A 20,716-nucleotide genomic window follows, 5' to 3' on the forward strand; every position below is an offset into this window, starting at 1 on the left:
GACAGACTATGTTTTCACAATTTTTTATCCGCAGACCGGTATTTGCTTCTGTGTTGTCGCTGCTGTTTGTCATTGTCGGCAGTATTGCTGTCTGGCAGTTGCCGGTGACTGAATATCCGGAAGTGGTGCCGCCGACAGTGGTGGTCACGGCCAATTATCCCGGTGCTAATCCGGGCGTGATTGCCCAGACAGTGGCTTCGCCGCTGGAGCAGGAAATCAATGGTGTGGAGAACATGCTGTACATGTCTTCGCAGTCCACCGCAGACGGCATGATGACACTGACCATCACTTTTGCCATCGGCACAGATGTAGATCTCGCCGTCTCGCAGGTACAAAGCCGGGTTGACCGGGCGCTGCCGCGTCTGCCACAGCAGGTGCAGCGGCTGGGCGTGGTGACGGAAAAATCTTCGCCGAACCTGACCATGGTGGTGCATCTGTTCTCGCCTGACGACCGCTATGACATGCTGTATCTGTCCAACTTTGCCAATCTCAAGGTCAAAGATGAGCTGGCGAAAGTCAGCGGTGTCGGCTCTGTACGCTCCTTTGGTGCCGGCAACTTCAGCATGCGGGTCTGGCTGGATCCCAATCAGGTCGCCGCGCTGAACCTCACGCCGTCCGACATCGCCGAGGCGATCCGTCAACAGAACCAGCAGGCTGTGGCAGGCAGTTTGGGTACCCAGCCTGCAAGCCATTCGGATTATCAGTTACTGATCAATGTCAAAGGGCGTCTGTCGACGGTAGAGGAATTTGAAAACATCATCATCCGTGTCGGGGAGCAGGGTGAAATCAGCCGCCTGAAAGATGTGGCGCGGATTGAGCTGGGTGCAGATTCCTACGCGCTGCGCTCCACGCTCGATAATCAGGATGCCGCCGCCATCGGTATTTTCCAGGCCGCGGGTTCGAATGCGATTCAAATCTCCAATGATGTGCGCGATACCATGGCGCGTCTGGCGGAAGATTTCCCGGAAGGCGTATCTTACGAAATCGCCTATGACCCGACTGTCTTTGTGCGCGGCTCAATTGAAGCCGTGATTCAGACCCTGCTGGAAGCCGTGCTGCTGGTGGTTGCCGTGGTGGTGCTGTTCCTGCAAACCTGGCGGGCGTCAATTATTCCGCTGGTGGCGGTGCCTGTCTCGCTGATTGGTACCTTCGCCTTTATGCTGCTGATGGGATTCTCCCTCAATGCGCTGTCGCTCTTTGGCCTGGTGCTGGCAATCGGCATCGTGGTGGATGATGCCATTGTGGTGGTGGAAAACGTCGAGCGGAACATCAGTGAAGGATTGTCCCCGGTCGATGCGACGGTGAAAGCCATGCGCGAAGTGACCGGGCCGATTGTGGCCACCACACTGGTGCTGGCGGCGGTGTTTATTCCGACGGCCTTTATGACCGGACTGACCGGCCAGTTTTACAAGCAGTTTGCACTCACCATTACGATTTCAACTTTTATTTCCGCGATTAATTCGCTGACCCTGAGCCCGGCGTTATCGGCGCTGTTGCTCAAAGGCCATGATGCGCCGAAAGACTGGCTGACCAGAGGTATGGACCGACTGTTCGGCCGCTGGCTGTTCAATCCGTTTAACCGTTTTTTCAGTGCCTTGTCGGGCGGTTATGGCGTGGTAGTGCGCAAAGTCATCCGGGCCGGTGCCATTGCATCGGTGGCTTATGTTGCCTTGCTGGGTTTCACTGGCTATCAGTTTGCCACCACGCCAACCGGCTATATTCCGGCGCAGGACAAGCAGTACCTGATTGCCTTTGCGCAATTGCCGAATGCCGCGTCGCTGGATCGCACCGATGCGGTGCTGGAAAAGATGTCCGATCTGGCGCAGGCGCAGACCGGCGTCACCAAGACTCTGGGTTTCCCCGGACTGAGCATCAATGGTTTTACCAATGCGTCCAACAGCGGCATCGTGTTTGTGACGCTGGATGATTTCGACAAACGTCAGGATCCGGCAGCCAGTGCCAACGCGATTGCTGCCCGGCTGAATCAGCAGTATGCCGGCATTGAAGAGGCGTTCGTTGCTGTCTTCCCGCCGCCACCTGTGATGGGCCTTGGCACTATCGGCGGATTCCGGCTGCAGATTGAAGACAGAAACGGGCTGGGTTTTGAGGCCTTGCATCAGGCAACCATGACGGTGATGCAAAAGGCAGCTGCGACCCCTGAGCTGGCCGGGGTCTTTTCCGGCTATCAGGTCAACGTACCGCAACTGGATATCGAGGTCGACCGCACCAAGGCCATGCAGCAGGGCGTGAACCTGGATGTGCTTTTCCAGACGCTGCAAGGGTATCTCAGCTCAACGTACGTCAATGATCTGAACCTGTTTGGCCGCACTTATCAGGTTAATATGCAGGCGGATCAGGCATATCGTCAGGATGCCGCGCAGGTGGGCCAGATCAAAGTCCGCAATGCGCAGGGGGACATGGTGCCGATTGACTCTTTCATCCATGTGAAAGACAGCGCCGGACCGGATCGAGTGATGCACTACAACGGCTTTATGACGGCGGAAATCAACGGCGGACCGGCTCCCGGCTACAGCTCCGGGGAAGCGCAGGCGGCCATTGAGAAAATACTGGCTGACACCCTGCCGCGGGGCATGAGCTATGAGTGGACCGAGCTGACCTATCAGCAGATGATCACCGGGGACTCTAACCTGTACGTGTATCCCTTGGTGATCCTGCTGGTGTTCATGGTACTGGCGGCGCAGTATGAAAGTGTCCGCCTGCCGCTGGCGATCATTCTGATTATTCCGCTCACCCTGCTTTCTGCGCTCAGTGGCGTGGTGCTCTACGGTGGGGATAACAATATCCTGACCCAGATCGGCTTTATCGTACTGGTCGGGCTGGCAACCAAGAATGCGATTCTGATCGTGGAGTTCGCCAAAGAGCTGCAGGATCGAGGTTATTCGGTGAAAGACGCGATTCTGGAAGCCAGCCGGTTGCGACTGCGTCCGATTCTGATGACGTCTATTGCATTTATTATGGGTGTGGCACCATTGGCGTATTCCACCGGCGCGGGCGCCGAGATGCGTCAGGCCATGGGCGTGGCGGTCTTCTCGGGCATGATAGGTGTGACTGTGTTTGGTCTGTTGCTGACACCGCTGTTTTATTACCTGCTGGCAAAACGCGGACAGCAGAAAGCACAGGCGACAACAGAGCCACCCACGTTGGAAAGCGTTCAAGAGGCATCATGAGTGATATCTGGCAGGACACATGCGTCGGCATACTGCTGTACAGTGCGGTCAGCTTCTCTCCTGTGCTTAACAGTTCACTGTCACCCGAGAGGCTGTTTCAGGCCTCTCGGGAGGCTTCGCAATACAATGGGGAGGCCTGGCAGCATCTGTTGAATCCGGCCGTTTTGACCAGCTTGCCTGAGCAGACGGCCGGTTTGAAAGAGACTGTGATTATGGGCCTTTGCCGGGGTGAGCAGGGCGGGCAGATCATCTGGCAGATCGAGCCGTCTGAGCTCTGACTTTTTGCCGGAGGCTCAGTGTCCACCCCGAATATAGTACAGCGGGGTTTGGCCGGTTTGCTGCTTGAAAAACGCGATAAAGGCACTGTCGCTGGAAAATTCAAGCCGGTACGCTGCATCATTAACCTGAAGCCCGGCAGATAACAGCTCGATGGCTTTCAGTAACCGCCATTGCTGGCGCCAGTCCTGATAAGGCATCCCGGTTTCCCGTATAAACAGCCGGCTGATGGTTTTACTGCTGGCGCCAACCTGTTCACTTAACACTTTCAGTGACGGGGCATTTTGCTGATCCAGGTGCAGTGCATTGAGCCATGCAGACAGGCGTCTGTCTGATGGTAAAGGCAGGGATAAACAGGTTTCACGGGCATCTTGCAGCTCCTCAAAAAATAACGCGTGTGTCAGTTGCATGCTGTCAGTTGGCTTGTCCCAACGCCAGAAAGCCATTCGTTCAATCAGGGCCTGCAGCAGTGGATTAACCTCAATAATTTTCACCCTGTCTTCAATGTGGGCAGTGAGCCTGGGATCAAAATAGAGCGAACGATACTCCACCACCTGATACATTTCCGCACAGTGAAGTGTACCGGCCGGAATCCATGCCGCACGGGTCGGCGGTAGCACACAGCGCATCCCGCTCAGGGTAATGTTCATGCATCCCTGCGGGGCATAGAGCAACTGTGCTTTCTGATGCCGGTGCATCCCTGAGTCATGTTTTCCCAGCCGGGCGGCAATGCCGATCACGTCGGTTTCAATATCATCGGCATCGAAGTAGGTGGATTGTTTGATCAAAGCCATGTGTCTTTATTTCGATGTTTTTTGTCTTGGTGTTGTTATTAGGACAGTAACAGGTCTGAGTAGACTGTGCGCATCTTTTATTCAGATGAGTGCAGAAATAATGAATCCATCTCCTTCTTTGTGGCTGATGGTGGTTTTGATTATGTTCCCCCAGATTGTCGAGACCATTTACAGCCCGGCGTTACCGGATATTGCGTCCGGTTTTGGTGTGTCGGTACCTGTTGCCAGCCAGACATTGTCTGTCTACTTCACTGCGTTTGCGATAGGTGTTGTGTTCTGGGGAGTCATGTCAGACTGGATTGGCCGCCGTAAAACCATGCTGGCCGGGCTGACGGTTTACGGCGTTGCAGCACTGGCCGCGATGCAGGCGCAACAGTTTGAAGCATTGTTGCTGTGTCGGGTGCTGACGGCTTTTGGGGCAGCCGTCGGCTCTGTGGTAACACAAACCATGCTCAGGGACAGCTGTGACCGCGCCTCGCTTGCCAAAGCGTTCTCTTATGTGGGTATGGGTGTTTCTGTCAGCCCGGTGATTGGCATGCTGGCGGGTGGGGTGCTGACTGAGTATGGTGGATACCCGGCTGTTTTTGCTGTGCTGAGTCTGCTGGCGGGTGTTTTATGGCTGCTTTGTCTGCTGGGCTTACCTGAGACCAGGCCGCGGGAAGTCGCCAGAGCTTCATTGCTGGTGCTGGGCAAACGAATGGTTGTTGATACTCATCTCTGGCGGCATGCAATACTGGTGGCAGGATTCAATGTGCTGTTGTTTTCTTATTATCTGCAGGGGCCTTTTGTATTTGCGCGGTTGGGGTACAGTCCGCAGGTGTTTGGTTACAGCGGCCTTATTCTGGCAGCCGGAACCGTAGTTGGCAGTTTTCTCAACAAGCAATGGTTGCACAAAGGGCGTTCTCAGAACGTGTTGATTCAGGTTGCCTCGGGGCTTGCTCTGGCTGGTGCAGCCGGTGTCGTTATCTTGCAGGATAGCCTGTGGTTTCTGCTACCCATGCTGCTGATTGTGGTGGGGTACGGCATGGGCATTCCGAACATCCTGAGCCAGTCTTTGCAGGCGTATCAGGCGCAGGCCGGGTCAGCGGGGGCGCTGTTTGGGCTTCAGTACTATCTGCTAATCGGCGTGGGCTTGTCTGTCGCAGGTATGACAGCAGAGTTCAGTGGGTTTCATATCATCATTGCCGTTTTGATGGCTTTGCTGAGCCTGTCAGTGAAAGCCACCTCTATGCTTGAACAGGTTCTCAGGCGCTAACTTTTTGTTGCGTAAGCAGGGACCGTGTTGCGAGAGCCGGTAACGGATCATGCTATCGCCTCAAACCGTGTCATGACGAACTCAACGAACAGCCGTACCCGCATTGGCAGATGATCGCGGTCGCGATAGAGCATAAACAGGGTGCGGGGTTTGCTGCACCAGTCCGGGAGGACTCTGTTGAGTTCGCCATTTGCGATCATAGGAAGGGCAAAATAGTCAGGAATATAACCTATCCCCAGGCCAGACTGGATGGCATGGGTCAGCAAGCGGATTTCATCGACTTCCAGACGCAGGCCTTTGACGGGTTGGTGATCATATTCCGTGCCTGTTTCTGAATGCACCAGTTGCCAGAGCGACATGGGATGACAGAGGATCGACGGATGGTCGCTCAGCATCTCCGGGTGAGTGATGGACTGCACCGGATACCCGGGATGAGCACAGACAATGAAGTGAATATCTTTGAGCGGACGGGCTATCCAGTTTTCTACCGCAGGGGTGCCGACACGAAAGACCACATCCATCGCCTGTGCTTCAATATCAATCAGAGTGTTGGAAAACTGCAGATCTAACTGAATATCAGGATACTGCAGCAAAAAGTCGAAAAAGATATCACGCAGAAACTGGGAGCCTGCATTGATCGGCGCACTGATACGAATTTTTCCTTTCGGCTCATGCTTGTCTCTGTGCAGATCTTCCCCGATATCACTCAGCTCATCAAACAGTGTGCTGGAGCGTTCAAAATATTGCTGACCGGTATGGGTCAGCGAAACCCTATGGGCATCCCGGTTCAGCAATCGCAACTGCAGGTCTGTTTCTAACTGACGAATCCGCCGGCTGAGTGTCGACAGTGGCATACTTAAATGTTCAGCGGCTGTTTTAAAGCTGCCCAGCCGGGCGACGGTACAAAAACAGCGCAGATCGTCGAGAGAGTAGTTAGATTTCATTTTTGGGATTTACCATGCTGATAATGCCTGTTTATTCAGATCATGAAACCAATAGACTAGCGGTTATCATGTGACAAGTCATCTGGAGTGACTATGAATGCTTCATCAACAACGAAAGCCGTTGTTCTGCTCATTATCTGTACCTTCTTTTGGGGCAGCTGCTTTCCAATTGGTAAACATGCACTTAACGAAGTGCATGCACTCACGCTGGTGTTCTGGCGTTTTGTGATCGCGGCAATTTGTCTTGCGATCTATCTGAAACTGATTGGATCAGAACGTTTTGTGTTAACGGTGAAGCAATGGTGCTGGGTGATTGGGGTCAGTGCAGTGGGTGTCGGTGGCCTGAACCTGGGCCTGTTCACCGGGCTGGAGCACACGGAGGCCACCAACGGTTCGCTGATTATGGCCCTCAGTCCTCTGATGACGGCGCTGATAGCCTGTGTAGCAAGGCGGACTTTACCTACCTTGCCGCAATGCTTCAGCCTTGTTGTCAGCTTGTCTGGCGTGCTGATGGTGATCACTAATGGCCATCTGGAAGCACTACTGAACATGGCGTTTAATCAGGGCGATAAGATGATTTTCTCCGGCATGCTGGCATGGAGCTTTTACACCTACTGCAGCCAGGGAATCAGCCGCTGGATACCTGTGATCCCCTATACGCTTGTCGGCATGGTCAGCGGGGCGGCTGTGATTGGCCTGATGTGTCTGGCGACACCCGAGGTGAAACCCTTTGCCGAGTTGCTGGGCAGCTCGTCAGTCGGACTGATTGAAGTGGCGTACATCGGTTTGTTCGGTACTGTGGCGGGTTATCTGCTGTGGCTGAACGGTGTCCGGGAGCTGGGGTCGCCTACGGCGGCACTGTTCTTTAATTTTGTGCCCGTCTTTGCCGTGCTCACTGCGTACCTGATGGGGCAGGCCGTGACGCAGCTGCAACTGGTCGGGATTGCGATTGTGATTCTGGGGTTACTGGTGCCAAGGCTGTCGGTATTCAGGAAAGCGACGCAGGCGGTATAAACTCATGTCGGCTTCAAGAGCCGGGAGTGTCACCACTCCCGGCCATTATTACAGCCCCGCCAGCAACTCGTAGGAACGCAGCTTTTTCTCATGGTCGAAGATCAGGGCGTTAGCCATGATTTCATCGGCTTGTGTACGTTCTGTCAATTCGATCAAGCGGGTCCGGACTGTGTCCTGATCACCGTGAATGGATTCCCGCAGTTGTTTTTCGATCTGGTACTTCTCATGAGGCAGCCAAACTGACTCCATACTCCAGACCGGTGGCGGGATTTTGCCCTGAACGCCGCGGATCATATTAAGAAACTTCTGTTTTTCCGTGGTACCCAGATACTGCGCTTCGTCATCAGTATCCGCCACTATGATATTCACGCCTATCATCACATACGGCTTATCCAACTGCTCTGAAGGCTGGAAATGCTCACGGTAGATCTGTATTGCGTTCATCATGGCATCCGGCGCGAAGTGAGAGGCAAAAGCAAACGGCAGACCTTTAATACCGGCCAGTCGGGCACTGTAAGTGCTGGAACCTAACAGCCAGATGGGGACTGAAGAGTCCGAACCAGGATACGCTTTGACCGGCTGATTGGGTGACACCGGCCCCATGAAAAACTGCAGCTCTTCCAGCAGTTCATCAAAGTTGGGGTCCATGCGCTCCGGATCGCGGCGCAGCGCATGCATGGTGGGATAGTCGGTGCCCGGTGCTCGGCCCAGACCGAGATCGATGCGATTGGGATACAGCGCTTCCAAGGTGCCGAACTGCTCGGCAATCACTAATGGCGCATGATTGGGCAGCATCACCCCGCCCGAACCCAGCCGGATGGAAGAGGTGTGCGCACCTATATGGCTGAGCAGCACAGAGGTGGCAGCACTGGCAATATCGGGCATATTGTGGTGTTCTGCCAGCCAGAACCGCTTGTAACCCCATTTTTCAGCGTGTTGCGCCAGCGATACAGAGCGCGCATAAGTGGACGAAAAATCGGCCCCTTCAGCAACAGGGGCTAAATCTAAAATTGAGCGAGGCGGTAGCGTCATGGACCCTTCTTTCATATCAACAATGAATGATTGCCTGACTATGCCTGTTTATTACAGACTGGTAAACAGACAGAATATTGCTTGCTTCTATTGATTATTTTGATGATTGCTCGTTCTGTTCCTGACCTTGTTCCGAGACATGATTCGAACGCTCAAATGCCATTTCTTCGTGGATTCTGTCTTCAAACTGCCTGAAGAGTTTGAGGTAGTTATTATCAAACCGCTCGCCTTCGTTCGACTCGCCCAGCCAGGCCTGATAGAGACCGGCAGACAGCTCATCATCCACGCGTTTGTACGCGGATTTCTGTTGCTGTGCCAGGCGAGGCGGGAGACCCAATTCCCGCAGGGCGGCGGCCCCAATTTCCAGTGCTGAATGGTAGGTTTCAGATTCAATCACATCAGCACCTGCCTGACGGAGCCGGTAACTGTGGCCACGGTCGTAGGCGCGGGCCAGGATTTTGACGTTAGGGTAAGTGTGCTTGATATGTTTGACCAGCATAATGCTGCTTTCCGGGGTGTCCATCGCAACCACCACCATGGCGGCCTGCTCTATTCCTGCTGTGTGCAGCAGGTCCGGGCGGGTGGCATCACCAAAATAGGCCTTGGTATTGATGCGTCGCATGGTATCTATGATGGTCGACTGGTGATCCAGCACCACGGTTTTGATGCCGTTGGCGATCAGCAGGCGGTTAACGATTTGCCCGAAGCGGCCGATTCCGGCAATGATCACTGTGCCCTGTTCATCAATGGTATCGGCTTCGCGCTCATTGGAGGAATGCTCAAAGCGCGGCAATATGACTTTGTCGTAGAAAATGAACAGTCCGGGGGTGAACATCATCGACAGCGCAACCACCAAAGACAAGGTTTGTGCCAGAGCCGGGGGCAGCACATGATTCTGGACGGTGAAACTGATGAGGACGAACCCGAACTCACCGGCCTGGGCCAGACTCAGGGCAAACAGCCAGCGGTTACTGTTGCGGATCCGGAAAATCAACGCCAGCAGGAAAAGCACCAGCGCTTTTACCAGCATGATGCCCAGTGTCAGACCAATCACAGTAAAGAATTCACTGAACAGAATGTTGAAATTGATCCCGGCACCAACCGTGATAAAGAACAGGCCCAGCAGCAGTCCCTTAAAAGGATCGATGTTGGATTCCAGTTCATGGCGAAATTCACTGTTTGCCAGCACTACGCCTGCAAGAAAAGTTCCCAGTGCCGGCGATAAACCCACCAGACTCATCAGGATAGAGACACCCAGCACCAGCATCAGAGCGGTGGCGGTAAAAATTTCCCGTAAACCTGATGCGGCGACAAAGCGGAACAAAGGGCGGCTGAGGTAGTGGCCGCCAACCACCACAAAGGCGATGGAGGCGGTGATCACCAGACCATAAGCCCAACCGGGCAATCCCGCTACCAGGTTGAGTTCTTCATGGTGTTCGGCCGCCGCCGCTGTCACTGATTGTGCCTGCGCAATCAACTCGGGCAATGCCAGCAGCGGTAGCAGCGCCAGCATGGGGATGACGGCTATGTCCTGAAACAGCAACACAGAAAATGCATTTTTACCGCCTTCGGTCCGGCCGAGTCCTTTTTCATTGAAGGTTTGCAGTACAATGGCGGTCGAGGACATCGCCAGAATCAGGCCAATTGCCAGTGCCAGCGTCCAGGGCAATTCGAAAAGCAGTCCCGCGCCGGTAAAAGCCAAGGCAGTCAAACCAATTTGCAACCCGCCCAGTCCGATGAGCCGGTGCCGCATGGCCCAGAGCGATTTTGGCTCCAGTTCAAGGCCAACCAGAAACAGCATGATGACCACACCAAATTCGGCAAAGTGTTGAATAGAGGTGGTTTCTTCACCCACTAAGCCGATGACTGGCCCGATGACCACGCCAGCAATGAGATAGCCCAACACGGAGCCCAGCCCGAACCGCTGTGCCAGCGGCACGGCAATCACGGCTGCAATCAGATAGATAAAGGCATAGATGAGATATTCCGTCATGGTTACTTCCTTTTGACTGGCGTGGTGGGCGAATTTTGAGCACAGTCTGATAGTTATATGTCAGTGAGTGGTATTTTCAAAGGTGAGTTTTGGGATAGGGGAGGGTGTGTACCGGGATATCAGTAGAGTTGAAGGTATGTCGCGCTTGAGTCCGGTGTTTCTTTCGGCATGGTGTGATGCGCGCCAGACACTCTTTGTCAGGCCAAAGAGTGCCCAGAAAGCCCTTTTTGTTCTTTGGCGTGGTCCGGGCCGGTTGTAGGCGCTCCCGGGGCCGACAACCTGAAAATTCGTCCTGAATTTTTTCCTCGGGGAGTGGGTTTCTTTGGCGTTTTTGGGGTGTTGAGGCTGGGGATTTTGGTACGGCTGAGGTATGTCGCGCTTGAATCCGGTGGTTTTCTTGGCATTGTGTGATGCGCGCCAGACACTCTTTGTCGGGCCAAAGAGTGCCCAGAAAGCCCTTTTTGTTCTTTGGTGTGGTCCGGGTCGGTTGTAGGCGCTCCCGGCGCCGACAACCTAAAAATACATCCATGTATTTTTCCCTTGGGGATGAGGAAATAATTTGGCTCGAAACTCGTTTTTGCCCCGTTATAATTCAGAGAAAAATCTCGTTCACATCTTATCGAGGCTAGTTTGCCTTATCTCAAGTTATCCGAAGTTGCGTGTACACCTGCTAGAAACAGATATCACGCTAAGAGGTATTGTTGATGCGTTGAATATCCAAGGATTCAAAACTCAGTGAGGTAAAGACTGGACGGCTGCTGGTATTAGAAACCTATTGGTTTGCCTGAGTAAACAAATCTTATCGAAGTAGCAATAGCAATAAGCAACTGATATAGTAAGAAAAAAGATAGAGCACATTATGACAGTACAGGCTATAAAAATTACCAATTTGTTATCATTCGATGAGATAAATGTAGATAACTTAAACGACTTAAACTGTATTGTCGGTCGCAATAACGTTGGAAAATCTAACTTACTTAAAGTTCTTAAATTCTTCTACAATAAACTAGAAGGTAAAGAAGAGTTACCTCCAAAATTAAACTCTAATTATTCGTATAAAGGTTCTATATCAGTAACTTTTGATATGACAAGAATTTATAGGATAGCTAGGAATCAACCTGAAAATAAGTATTTTGATTTTATAATCCGAAAACTTGTACCTCTCCATAAACGAAGCATATTTGCATTAACACGCTACGATAATGATTATACCACTTATACTTTGACTCTGAACATTTACAATGATGGTAAAGTTAAGTGGTCAACTAAAGACAAACAAACTTTAAACCTTATTCTTTATCTATTCCCATTTTTCCATATTGAACCGAGACACATGGATTTACATGAATGGGACAGCTTATGGGATCTTATATCAAGACTAAAGTCTTTTAATTTGTCTAAAATTGATGACCAATCTGTAATTGACTTTTTTGATAAATCAATAAATTCGAGTGGCGATAATTCGTATGAGAATTATATTTCAGACTTAAACAAAACAATATCTACTAAGCCAAGTTCTCAGAAAGAAAAGGTATTGATCTATATTAAAGCTGGATTAAAAGGTTATAGTTTTGAGATAGATGAGAATGATTTAAAGTTTCACTCAGATGGAACGAATTCATTTCATTTCATAAAAACCTTTCTTAAGATACTAATTACAATTTCAAGAAGAGAATATATAACACCATTTGTTTTTATTGATGAACCAGAGCTAGGTCTACACCCTAAAATGAATGAGGTTTTAGTCCAAGATATATATACTAGTTATAATTATAATGAAAACAAAGATGATCGAGTTACTAGACCAAAGGTATTTCTAACAACTCATTCGCCTAATATAGTAAAAGAGATAATTAAAAAATTCAGACAAAAGCAACGTGTTTATTGTTTTCAGAAGAAAGCTGATTCTAGAACTACGATTAGTACATTAAATTCCACTTATGACAACGAGAGCTTTATAAATATTTTTAGTGACAATGAAGCAAGATTGTTCTTTAGCGACTTTATCCTATTTGTAGAGGGTGAAAGTGAGTTGGAAGCTTTCGGAAACATGAAGATGACCGAACATTTCCCACATTTAAGAAATATAGATGTTTATAAATGTAGTAGCAATGTCATTGGTGAACGAGTTAATCCATCATACTCAAACTCTGCTATTCCATACCTATTCTTATTCGATGCAGACAAAGCAATATCAATCAAAGGTGAGCCTCAAAGTTTATCTATAAAACTAGGAAAAAATGGTGACTACTTTAACTTTAAACCAGACACTTTAAAATCAGAACTTAATAAGTATAAACTTGGATTTAGTAAGAAATACAAGACAAAACGAGAAAATATTGAAACTTTGTTATCCGTTATAAATAAAGCAGTAAAAGTAAATAATACAACTCAATGTTTTCTAAAGGAATCTGACTTCGAGTCGGTATTTACTGCTGTTAAAAGTAGGCTACTTGACAAGAATATTTATCTAAATAGAACAACCTTAGAGGGCTGTTTAATTCAGAAAAATAGCTCAAAAATTGTATATGAATGGTTGGGTAGGAAACATAATTCTAATTTTGATTCTATATTGCAGCGTATAAAACGAAGCAAGTATGTTACAGAGGATATGCTCATTGATTACATTAGAGTTATTTTTAATGGAAAATCAATGGCGCTAACTGACTATAGCCACTTCAATATTGAAGCATACAAACAAACTTTAGCTAAAAAGAAAAAGGTAAACGGCAAGCTGCGGTACACTTCTAGGCATGCAAAAATGCTAATGAAATTATTAGAAGAGAAAACTGTACACAACAAATACCTTGATAAAACCGATGGATGGACTACAAGCTTCCTAAATCATGCCGTCGAATACGTTGAGAAAGAATCTTTAGCTAAAAATCAACCATTTGGGGCAATATTTAAAGTTTATTTCCCTGAGTTCTATGATATCATTCGTATGCTTCAACCCGATAGTAGAGGGGAGATATGAGTTTCGACAAGTATCTGAGAGCTTGCCTCTCCCGCTCTTTGCTTGAGGGAGTCCAACTTCTTTTTGCTTTGGGCATAGTCCTAATGACTGCTAATCTGGTCGCTCTGATTAGTATGTGTCGAAGTACACACCTACGGTGTAATGGTGTTCTTTTGTATCGGGTTGAAGCTCTATGATTAAAAATAAAATTAGCGATGACTTCTTTAAGAAAGCAATACTTAAAGGCAATGAAGGTCTTCTAAATGACTTCTCTCCTTCTGTCAGAGAGTTTAAAGTTGGTTGCGACAACTTTTTTGAGATTTCTAGGGACTCTGAACACAAGCGTATAAATGATAGAATAACTAAGTTTGTTCTAGATAAAAGCCCAATTAACTCATCTGCATGCGGCTTTGTTCAAGGTAAATCTTATTACGACTTTCTAAGACCTCATATTCAGGGGTATTACTTCTTACGATTAGATATTAAAAAGTTCTTCCATTCAATACCCTCACATGAAGTAAAAAGCCTACTCGCTCAGCACTTCAATAATGAAAAGAATGGCAAAAAATACTCAGCTCTAGACATTGCATATATGTCTATTACTCACAGGGTTAGTGATAACTATATTGACAAAGATTTTCGTGGGAAAGAAATTTTACCTATTGGGTTCTCATCTTCCCCAGTAATATCAAACATAATATTCAGAAGAGTAGATATTCTTATTCAAAAGTTATGTGAAGATAAAGGAATTATCTACTCTCGTTATGCAGATGATATGCTTTTTTCTTGTGACAATAGTAAATATCTGCACTCTGAGCAATTTGAAAAGGATATTTCTATCTTTGTCTCTACACTTTCGCTCAAGTTGAAAAAAAGAAAAAGGAGAGCGACTGAGAATACTATATCGCTCAATGGTTACGTAGTTCAGAACAGGAAAAGAAAGAAAGGCTTTTTACATGTATACAAAGAAAAGCCTGTTGGCAACATCAGACTATCTGATAAAAAACTTAAACCGTTGAAAAAACTATCTGCATTGCTCAAAAAACAAAAAGATCCAATATATATAATGGAGAACATATTCTATTTAAACCCTAAAAATTTTATTCGAAGATATGGGGGAAACTTTGCTTTTTATTCTAAGTATGCTGATGATCAATTACAGAATAAATTGAAAGGTTATCGCTCATACTTAGTATCACTTATAAAATATAATGATAAATATGGGTGTGTTAATATTGATTGTATGAAAAAAGTCAAAGGACTAGTTGAAGTTTTCGAGTCCAATATCAAATAAAGAATGGGCAACACACCTCGACTATATACCTGAGGCAGTTGGAAATCTCTGATTATGAATTGTCGCACTAATTGGTGAGTGAACAGTAGCTCATTAGGCTGACTCAGTCGAGCAGGAAAACGTCACTGTCCCGAATCGAGTTAGGCACAGAATGTCCATGATGTTCAGTGTAGGGGGGAGTGAATTTGGCTACTTGATTAGAAGTTTTGCAATATCCCAGATAATCCGCTTAATACTAATTTAGCAAAGTCACTGACAAAGTTCTGTCCAAAAACGAGTTTTAAAATAGAATGTCCCATCTTTCCAGGGAAAAATTCAGGACGAATTTTTAGGTTGTCGGCGCCGGGATCGCCTACAACCGGCCCGGACAACACCAACGAAATCAAAGGCTTTTCTGGGCACTCTTTGAGCCAGCAAAGAGTGTCTGGCGCGCATCAGTTCATGCCAAGTAAACCACCGGATTCAAGCGCGACATACCAGCAAACTCAAACACAGCAACTTGTAACGGTACTCGCTGTATGGATTACCGCCTGCGCGGTAATGACGGAGGTTAAGTCATTGATGTATGACTGACAACGCTTCTGCCCAACAACAATATTTGAATCCAAGAAACCCACTCCCACAGGGAAAAATTCAGGACGAATTTTTAGGTTGTCGGTGCCGGGAGCGCCTACAACCGGCCCGGACAACACCAGCGAAATCAAAGGCTTTTCTGGGCACTCTTTGAGCCAGCAAAGAGTGTCTGGCGCGCATCAGTTCATGCCAAATAAACCACCGGACTCAAGCGCGACATACCAGCAAACTCAGCTGAAATATACACTGAACCCAAACGGGAGTACTGCGGTGCGGCACATGGATTAAATTCAGGTTATTGTGGCTTGCACAGTCATGGCAGTTGGGCGGATAAGTGACTAGGTCAAAGCTAGTAGAAGTGGCGATAGACCACATTTAACTGACCTTCGCTCAGACCCGCCATGTCAGCATATTGAACGCCAAGATCAACAGCACTGTTTTCAAGGCCAAGATACGTCATCGTGACAGAGCCTTTATATTTGAAGTCATTGTTCGCATATTGGTTCCAGACGGTGTTCGCTGACAGCGCCATTTTTATATCGTGGCGGAAGTAGCTGAACAGGCCCATGTCAATAGCGAATGCTCCCCATGCCTTTTCGGTATTCATCGATAGCTCAGTACCGAAAGTCGCAAAAATATTAACCGCATTGTTTACCTGGTGGCTCAGTCCTAATCCGCCTGCGATAAAAAAGCGCTTATTATCCCGTTCGGTGAAATCAGTCCCCCGATCCCATTGAACGGAAAAATGACCAGACAGGCCGCCAAACAGAGGATCATATGGCAGGTAACTGTGTATGCCATATAAGGTGAAGTTGTCCAGATTAAGCTCCTGTTTACTTGCGCTAACGGATATCTTGAGCAGCTCCAGCGATGATTCACTGAACGCATTACGGTTATCGTCCATCAGGGTATGTGAGGCGGGTAGCCAAGTCCCTGTTAATTCCGGAACGCCTTCCGGCGACCAGCGTGTTCCGATCTGCCATTGGGCATCTTTATTCCGCTTGATCGGATTCTTGAAATTACTCAAGTCGACCGCGTAGGAGGTAAACTGTGCCTCATAGGCAGCCAGTCTCCTGCTGTTTTCAGTATAAGATTCAGGAGTAATGTTCTCATTCTCCAGCAAATATTGGTTCATAGCCTGAGCGAATTCCCAGGTAAGGAATTGCTCTTCGATGGGAACGTCTGTGTCGCTGAAGCGGGTTTGTAAATCGCCTGTACTGAGTTGATCCAGCAGCAACTGCTTGGTTGAATCTTGCTGATTGGCGCCATATGCACGCAACTTCCAGCCGGTTGAAGGCGTAATACTGGTTTGCTGAATCATGTGATGCTGGCTCGCCAGTTGTATTACATCCAGCGGACTGAGCCAGTCGCGGCGGTGTTTCATTAGTTCCGGGTTGGCAATCGCCAGTAAATTCAGCGTAATGGATGCACAGTTTTGGTTGTGGAAAAAATAATCAACTCGGGTATCTTTTAACTCCCACAAATGTAGTTGAATGAGTTTTTTATTTTTTGCTGAAATATCCAGCTGGTATTCAAATACATTTCTGCCTTCGATGTCTTTATAAAAATTCAGGCTTTCCTGGTAGGGCGAAACAATAAAATAGCTTTCTTTCCCTATGACCAGAGAATCGAACATGATTTTGGGTAAATTGAACCCATCTACTTCCGTAAAAAATGAGACAGCATGGCCTGGATCTTTTTCATTCTTACTGAGCTTGATAAAAGTATGGCCCATGAAGCTGCTGGGGCTCAGCAGGTTTTCTGAGGCATAGGCAAGACTGATTGTCTTTGCAGACACCGCATCTAAAAATTCCTGTAGCTCAGGGCAGCGGGAAAAATCAAGTGGGGCGACCTGAGGGCTGTATTCAGTCAGCCATTGTGCTCTGGCCGGAAAACGACAGGTGTAGTCCTGAGCCTTTGCAGGGTTTGTTAGTTGCGCTAAATTGGCTTCAATTTCTGCCTGAATATTTGTTGGCTGGGACGAGAAATAAAAACTGGCGTCGTCTATATTGAGTGACTGATCACTCACGTGAAGCAGTGTTGCGAACTGGGCTATGGCAAAGGCGTCATCGCTTACAGCGGCAGAAGGCACCATAGTTACCGCCATGGCAGGCTGGATGCCCGAGACACAAAAAAAAGAAGCCCCGAAGAGGCTTCTCAACATCAGTTGTTTATCAAACTGCATGGTTAGCTGAAACTTAGTTACAGTTGATTTGCAGGGTATCCTGATAACGCCACATCTTTTCAGAAGCGAAGTCGGTTGTTGAACCGAATGCACCACCAGACAGGATGTTCACAAAGAAAGTGGGCTCAACTTCTTTGTTCAGTGCGATTTGCTGCTCACATTCTTTTGAAGTTACTTTCAGCGTTTTGTTTTTGTTTTCTTTCTTCACTGTGATAATGCCCGGCGCAGTTTGCTCGATGCCATCAACTTCCACGGTGAATTTCTTACCAGAAGAAGAAACAACATTAATGCGCTGATTTTCGTCAGTCAAAATTGTTGAACAACCAACAGCAGTCAGTGCCGCACCTGCAACAACTAGGCTTTTCAATACTTGCATGAGATATCCAATAGATAATAATGATAATAAGCGCGAAGATTATACATTTAATTTTTTATTTGACAATACTCTGACATGGGGTGTTTTTATATTGTTAAATAATTGTGTTGATTTTTTAATTAAAATTAAATCTATTTATTGCAAAGATACAATGTTCAAATATGTTTTCATATCATCCTAAGTTTCACATTGCTCTTTAGAGTCTGTATCTTCCTTTATGGTATTATATTATTCGAATAAAGAATATCTTTGATATTCAGTCAAAGTGCGGCTTTTGGTTTCATTGAAGGTGGATTTCTAGGCTGGTACTGTTTGAAATACATTTGATTTTGTCCGGAAAGCCGGAATGTTTAGTTTCATCGGAGGAGTGTTGCTTCATATCCCATGTCTGCAGGTCGCATTCTGTACTATTCTGTACTGGGAGTTGACGGCTGGGGTCTGTGGCCGGATTAAAGCAATGATACTTGTCAGTTGGCATGAAAGGATTAAAGGAAAATGAAAAAACTAACGTTACTGATCATTCTTGGGCTTTCCGCAATGAGTGCTCATGCCGAAGTTAAAGACACTATTAGTGATATGACAAAGGGACTTGTGAAATTTACGAAAGAAATCTCAAGTGGTGTCACTGAGGGTTTCAAAGAGGGAAGAAGCGCGACAGAAAGTTCCGATGGCTCCATTGTCGTGACGAATGAAAAAGAGACACTTGAGTATATCGACATTGATTTGTTGAGCTTGTCTCCTAAGAAAGATTCGAATCAGACGGTTGTCGAACTCAGCTTCAAAAATCGTCATCACAAGCCGGTGAAAATCACAGGGCTGAGTGAAGAAGGCGCTTTACTGACCATTGATAAAGACGGCTTTTCTCATGCCCTGTCAAACGGGCTTCAGATTGAGTTCATCGTGCCCAACGAAGCTGCGAAAAAATATGCCTTCACTTTTTACGGCGACGCATCGCAAGTGAAACAAGTGAGAGTATGGCGGAAAACTTATGAGGTAAAGGACTAGCTTCCCCGCATGGCTGATGTTTCTCTGTAAGAGAGCATAATTGCGCTGATGACTTAAATGCCTTTACCACTATATAACCTCGGCGCACTGCGGTGAGGCACATGGATTAAATTCAGGTTATTGTGTCGCGCCCAGCGCACTGTCATGGCGGTGGGGGCGGACAGGGTCACCAGCGTGCTGATCTTGGCCCGGACAGCTTTCTGAATCAGTTCCAGGCTGCAGCGGCTGGTCATCACGGCAAAGCCGGACTGCGGATTGATGCGGGCTGTGGTCATGGCGCCGATCAGTTTGTCCAGCGCGTTGTGGCGGCCGATATCTTCCCGGCAGAGTTGAATGTCTCCTGCGGCATCGACGTATAGCGCGGCGTGCAGTGCACCGCTGCTGCGGGCCACTGACTGCGCATCACTGATGCGCGTTCGTAAATTGCGCAGCAGGCTGGCTTGCGGGGGCGGAACCGGTGTCAGCGGGGTTAAGGGCGGCAGTGCCTGTTCGATGGCTTCCACACCACAAATGCCACAGCCGCTGGTGCCCGCCAGTTGACGGCGGTGATTTTTCAGAGACCAGAAAGCGCGGTTTGAAATCTTGACTTCGGCATGGTGGGAATCGCAGCCGGCGGTGAGGGTGATGTCGTAGATTTCGCTCACCGAGCGAACAATACCGTTACTCAGGCTGAAGCCTTTGACGAAATCTTCAATATTGCCCGGTGTCACCATCATCACGGCCTGGCTGATACCGTTATAACTGATAGACAGCGCAGTTTCGCTGGCTAACACGGCACTGTGTGCAACTGGGGTGTCAGGCGCAATGTCATCGTGCAGCTCAATATAACGGAATGCATCAGGCGCAGGCGGTGCCGCATTCACATCTGCGATTTCAGATTGTTTGTTATCAATATCATTCATCTTATTGCCTGATGTCGGTTTTAAACCCTGATACAGACAGGCTACTCAACAGCCCGGCGGAAGTCCAATGGCTTGTTTTGAAGGACCGATAAGGCCCGTCTGTTGCCTTCTATTGTTTGTGCCGCCTGACTCTGGTTGCGTTATAAGTCACACCCTCAGGTTGGTGTTATTTGGGAAACTGCGTGTGTCTGAATTAAAAACAGCATCTATCAATAATGGTGTAAATCGAGTAATTGTTGTGGGGTATTGATGTTTTGCAGCCGGGGATCGTTCAGCGCGCAGTCTACTGCCACGGTATCATGGCGGGTCAGGATCGCCATCAGACTGCGCTCGCCCGACTGCCAGGCCTGTTGCAATACAGGGAGCATAGGCTTGGGGATCAGGCTGAACATTGGCTGCCACTGTTGGCCCTGCCGAACCATGACGGGACGCGGTCTATCGGCTGAGGCGGCATCCAGCATCTGGCTGACGAGGGACTGGTCTATCATGGGCGCATCGCAGGGAAACAGCAGCAGCCAGTCGTGTTTTGCCGCAGTCAGTCCTTTCAGTATGCCGGTTAACGGGCCGGGAAAGCCGCTGACATCGTCAGTCAGTATATGGTCACAGTAAGTGGCATACTGCTCGGTATTGCGGTTGCAGGAGATCAGAAGGTCATCTGTCAGCGGTCTGACAACGTCAAACAGGCTGGCAATTAACGGCCTGCCGCTAAAGGAAACCAACCCCTTGTCTTTGCCTCCCATTCGGGAGCCTTGCCCGCCGGCAAGAAGGAGTACGGAAAAGCAAAGGGGAGTCGGTTTCATCGTGATAACAGCCAGGTAAAATATACCCCTAAAAAATATACTGTTTTTGTGTGCCAGTCCAATAAAGCAGACTGATGAATTGATAGACAGGGCTTATCAGGCGGGCTGCCGTCGTGAATGACTGGCAGC

General features: G+C 48.3%; 15 protein-coding genes. 7 read left to right on the forward strand and 8 right to left on the reverse strand.

What is annotated here, in order from left to right; genetic code table 11:
* Positions 1-8: 8 nt before the first annotated feature.
* A complete protein-coding gene (locus IFO68_RS05350) occupies positions 9-3,188 on the forward strand; it encodes an efflux RND transporter permease subunit (protein WP_192014916.1) in 3,180 nt (1,059 codons plus the stop codon).
* Entirely contained in the window at positions 3,185-3,466 is a 282-nt protein-coding gene (locus IFO68_RS05355; RefSeq protein WP_192014917.1) for a hypothetical protein, read from the forward strand. Before IFO68_RS05350 ends, IFO68_RS05355 begins: the two co-directional genes overlap by 4 nt.
* A 15-nt stretch (positions 3,467-3,481) precedes the next feature.
* Here the strand turns inward: IFO68_RS05355 and IFO68_RS05360 are convergent, their stop codons facing one another.
* A complete protein-coding gene (locus tag IFO68_RS05360) occupies positions 3,482-4,258 on the reverse strand; it encodes an AraC family transcriptional regulator (protein ID WP_192014918.1) in 777 nt (258 codons plus the stop codon).
* Positions 4,259-4,358: 100 nt separating this feature from the next.
* Here IFO68_RS05360 and IFO68_RS05365 point away from each other — a divergent pair, with 100 nt between their 5' ends.
* Entirely contained in the window at positions 4,359-5,513 is a 1,155-nt protein-coding gene (locus IFO68_RS05365) for a multidrug effflux MFS transporter (protein ID WP_192014919.1), read from the forward strand.
* Between the two features lie 47 nt (positions 5,514-5,560).
* Here IFO68_RS05365 and IFO68_RS05370 read toward each other — a convergent pair whose 3' ends face one another.
* Positions 5,561-6,457 (reverse strand): LysR family transcriptional regulator, encoded by an 897-nt coding sequence (locus IFO68_RS05370; protein WP_192014920.1) that lies wholly within the window; start codon positions 6,455-6,457, stop codon positions 5,561-5,563.
* Positions 6,458-6,550: 93 nt separating this feature from the next.
* Here IFO68_RS05370 and IFO68_RS05375 point away from each other — a divergent pair, with 93 nt between their 5' ends.
* On the forward strand, positions 6,551-7,471 hold the full coding sequence (locus tag IFO68_RS05375; protein WP_192014921.1) for a DMT family transporter: 921 nt from the start codon (positions 6,551-6,553) through the stop codon (positions 7,469-7,471).
* Between the two features lie 48 nt (positions 7,472-7,519).
* On the opposite strand, the gene IFO68_RS05380 is transcribed toward IFO68_RS05375, so the two are convergent.
* Together IFO68_RS05380 and IFO68_RS05385 are read right to left on the reverse strand one after the other, a co-directional pair.
* A complete protein-coding gene (locus IFO68_RS05380; RefSeq protein WP_192014922.1) occupies positions 7,520-8,503 on the reverse strand; it encodes an LLM class flavin-dependent oxidoreductase in 984 nt (327 codons plus the stop codon).
* A gap of 94 nt (positions 8,504-8,597) precedes the next feature.
* Positions 8,598-10,496, reverse strand: a complete 1,899-nt coding sequence (locus IFO68_RS05385; RefSeq protein ID WP_192014923.1) for a monovalent cation:proton antiporter-2 (CPA2) family protein — start codon at positions 10,494-10,496, stop codon at positions 8,598-8,600.
* 859 nt (positions 10,497-11,355) lie between these two features.
* Here IFO68_RS05385 and IFO68_RS05390 point away from each other — a divergent pair.
* On the forward strand, positions 11,356-13,473 hold the full coding sequence (locus IFO68_RS05390) for a retron Eco8 family effector endonuclease (RefSeq protein ID WP_192014924.1): 2,118 nt from the start codon (positions 11,356-11,358) through the stop codon (positions 13,471-13,473).
* 172 nt (positions 13,474-13,645) lie between these two features.
* Complete coding sequence (locus tag IFO68_RS05395; RefSeq protein WP_192014925.1) at positions 13,646-14,746, forward strand: reverse transcriptase family protein; 1,101 nt, start codon at positions 13,646-13,648, stop codon at positions 14,744-14,746.
* A 922-nt stretch (positions 14,747-15,668) separates the two neighbouring features.
* On the opposite strand, the gene IFO68_RS05400 is transcribed toward IFO68_RS05395, so the two are convergent.
* Both IFO68_RS05400 and IFO68_RS05405 read right to left on the reverse strand, forming a co-directional pair.
* On the reverse strand, positions 15,669-17,483 hold the full coding sequence (locus tag IFO68_RS05400; protein ID WP_192014926.1) for an Lnb N-terminal periplasmic domain-containing protein: 1,815 nt from the start codon (positions 17,481-17,483) through the stop codon (positions 15,669-15,671).
* A gap of 34 nt (positions 17,484-17,517) precedes the next feature.
* On the reverse strand, positions 17,518-17,880 hold the full coding sequence (locus IFO68_RS05405) for an adenosine deaminase (RefSeq protein WP_192014927.1): 363 nt from the start codon (positions 17,878-17,880) through the stop codon (positions 17,518-17,520).
* 495 nt (positions 17,881-18,375) lie between these two features.
* On the opposite strand from IFO68_RS05405, the gene IFO68_RS05410 reads away from it, so the two are divergent.
* On the forward strand, positions 18,376-18,885 hold the full coding sequence (locus IFO68_RS05410) for a hypothetical protein (protein ID WP_192014928.1): 510 nt from the start codon (positions 18,376-18,378) through the stop codon (positions 18,883-18,885).
* 53 nt (positions 18,886-18,938) lie between these two features.
* Here IFO68_RS05410 and fdhD read toward each other — a convergent pair whose 3' ends face one another.
* Both fdhD and mobA read right to left on the reverse strand, forming a co-directional pair.
* Positions 18,939-19,787 (reverse strand): formate dehydrogenase accessory sulfurtransferase FdhD, encoded by an 849-nt coding sequence (fdhD, locus tag IFO68_RS05415; protein WP_192014929.1) that lies wholly within the window; start codon positions 19,785-19,787, stop codon positions 18,939-18,941.
* A 209-nt stretch (positions 19,788-19,996) separates the two neighbouring features.
* Positions 19,997-20,587, reverse strand: coding sequence for a molybdenum cofactor guanylyltransferase MobA (mobA, locus tag IFO68_RS05420; protein WP_192014930.1), 591 nt, complete (start codon positions 20,585-20,587; stop codon positions 19,997-19,999).
* Between the last annotated feature and the right edge of the window lie 129 nt (positions 20,588-20,716).

The organism is Photobacterium arenosum (assembly GCF_014841115.1).
Classification (GTDB): domain Bacteria; phylum Pseudomonadota; class Gammaproteobacteria; order Enterobacterales; family Vibrionaceae; genus Photobacterium; species Photobacterium arenosum.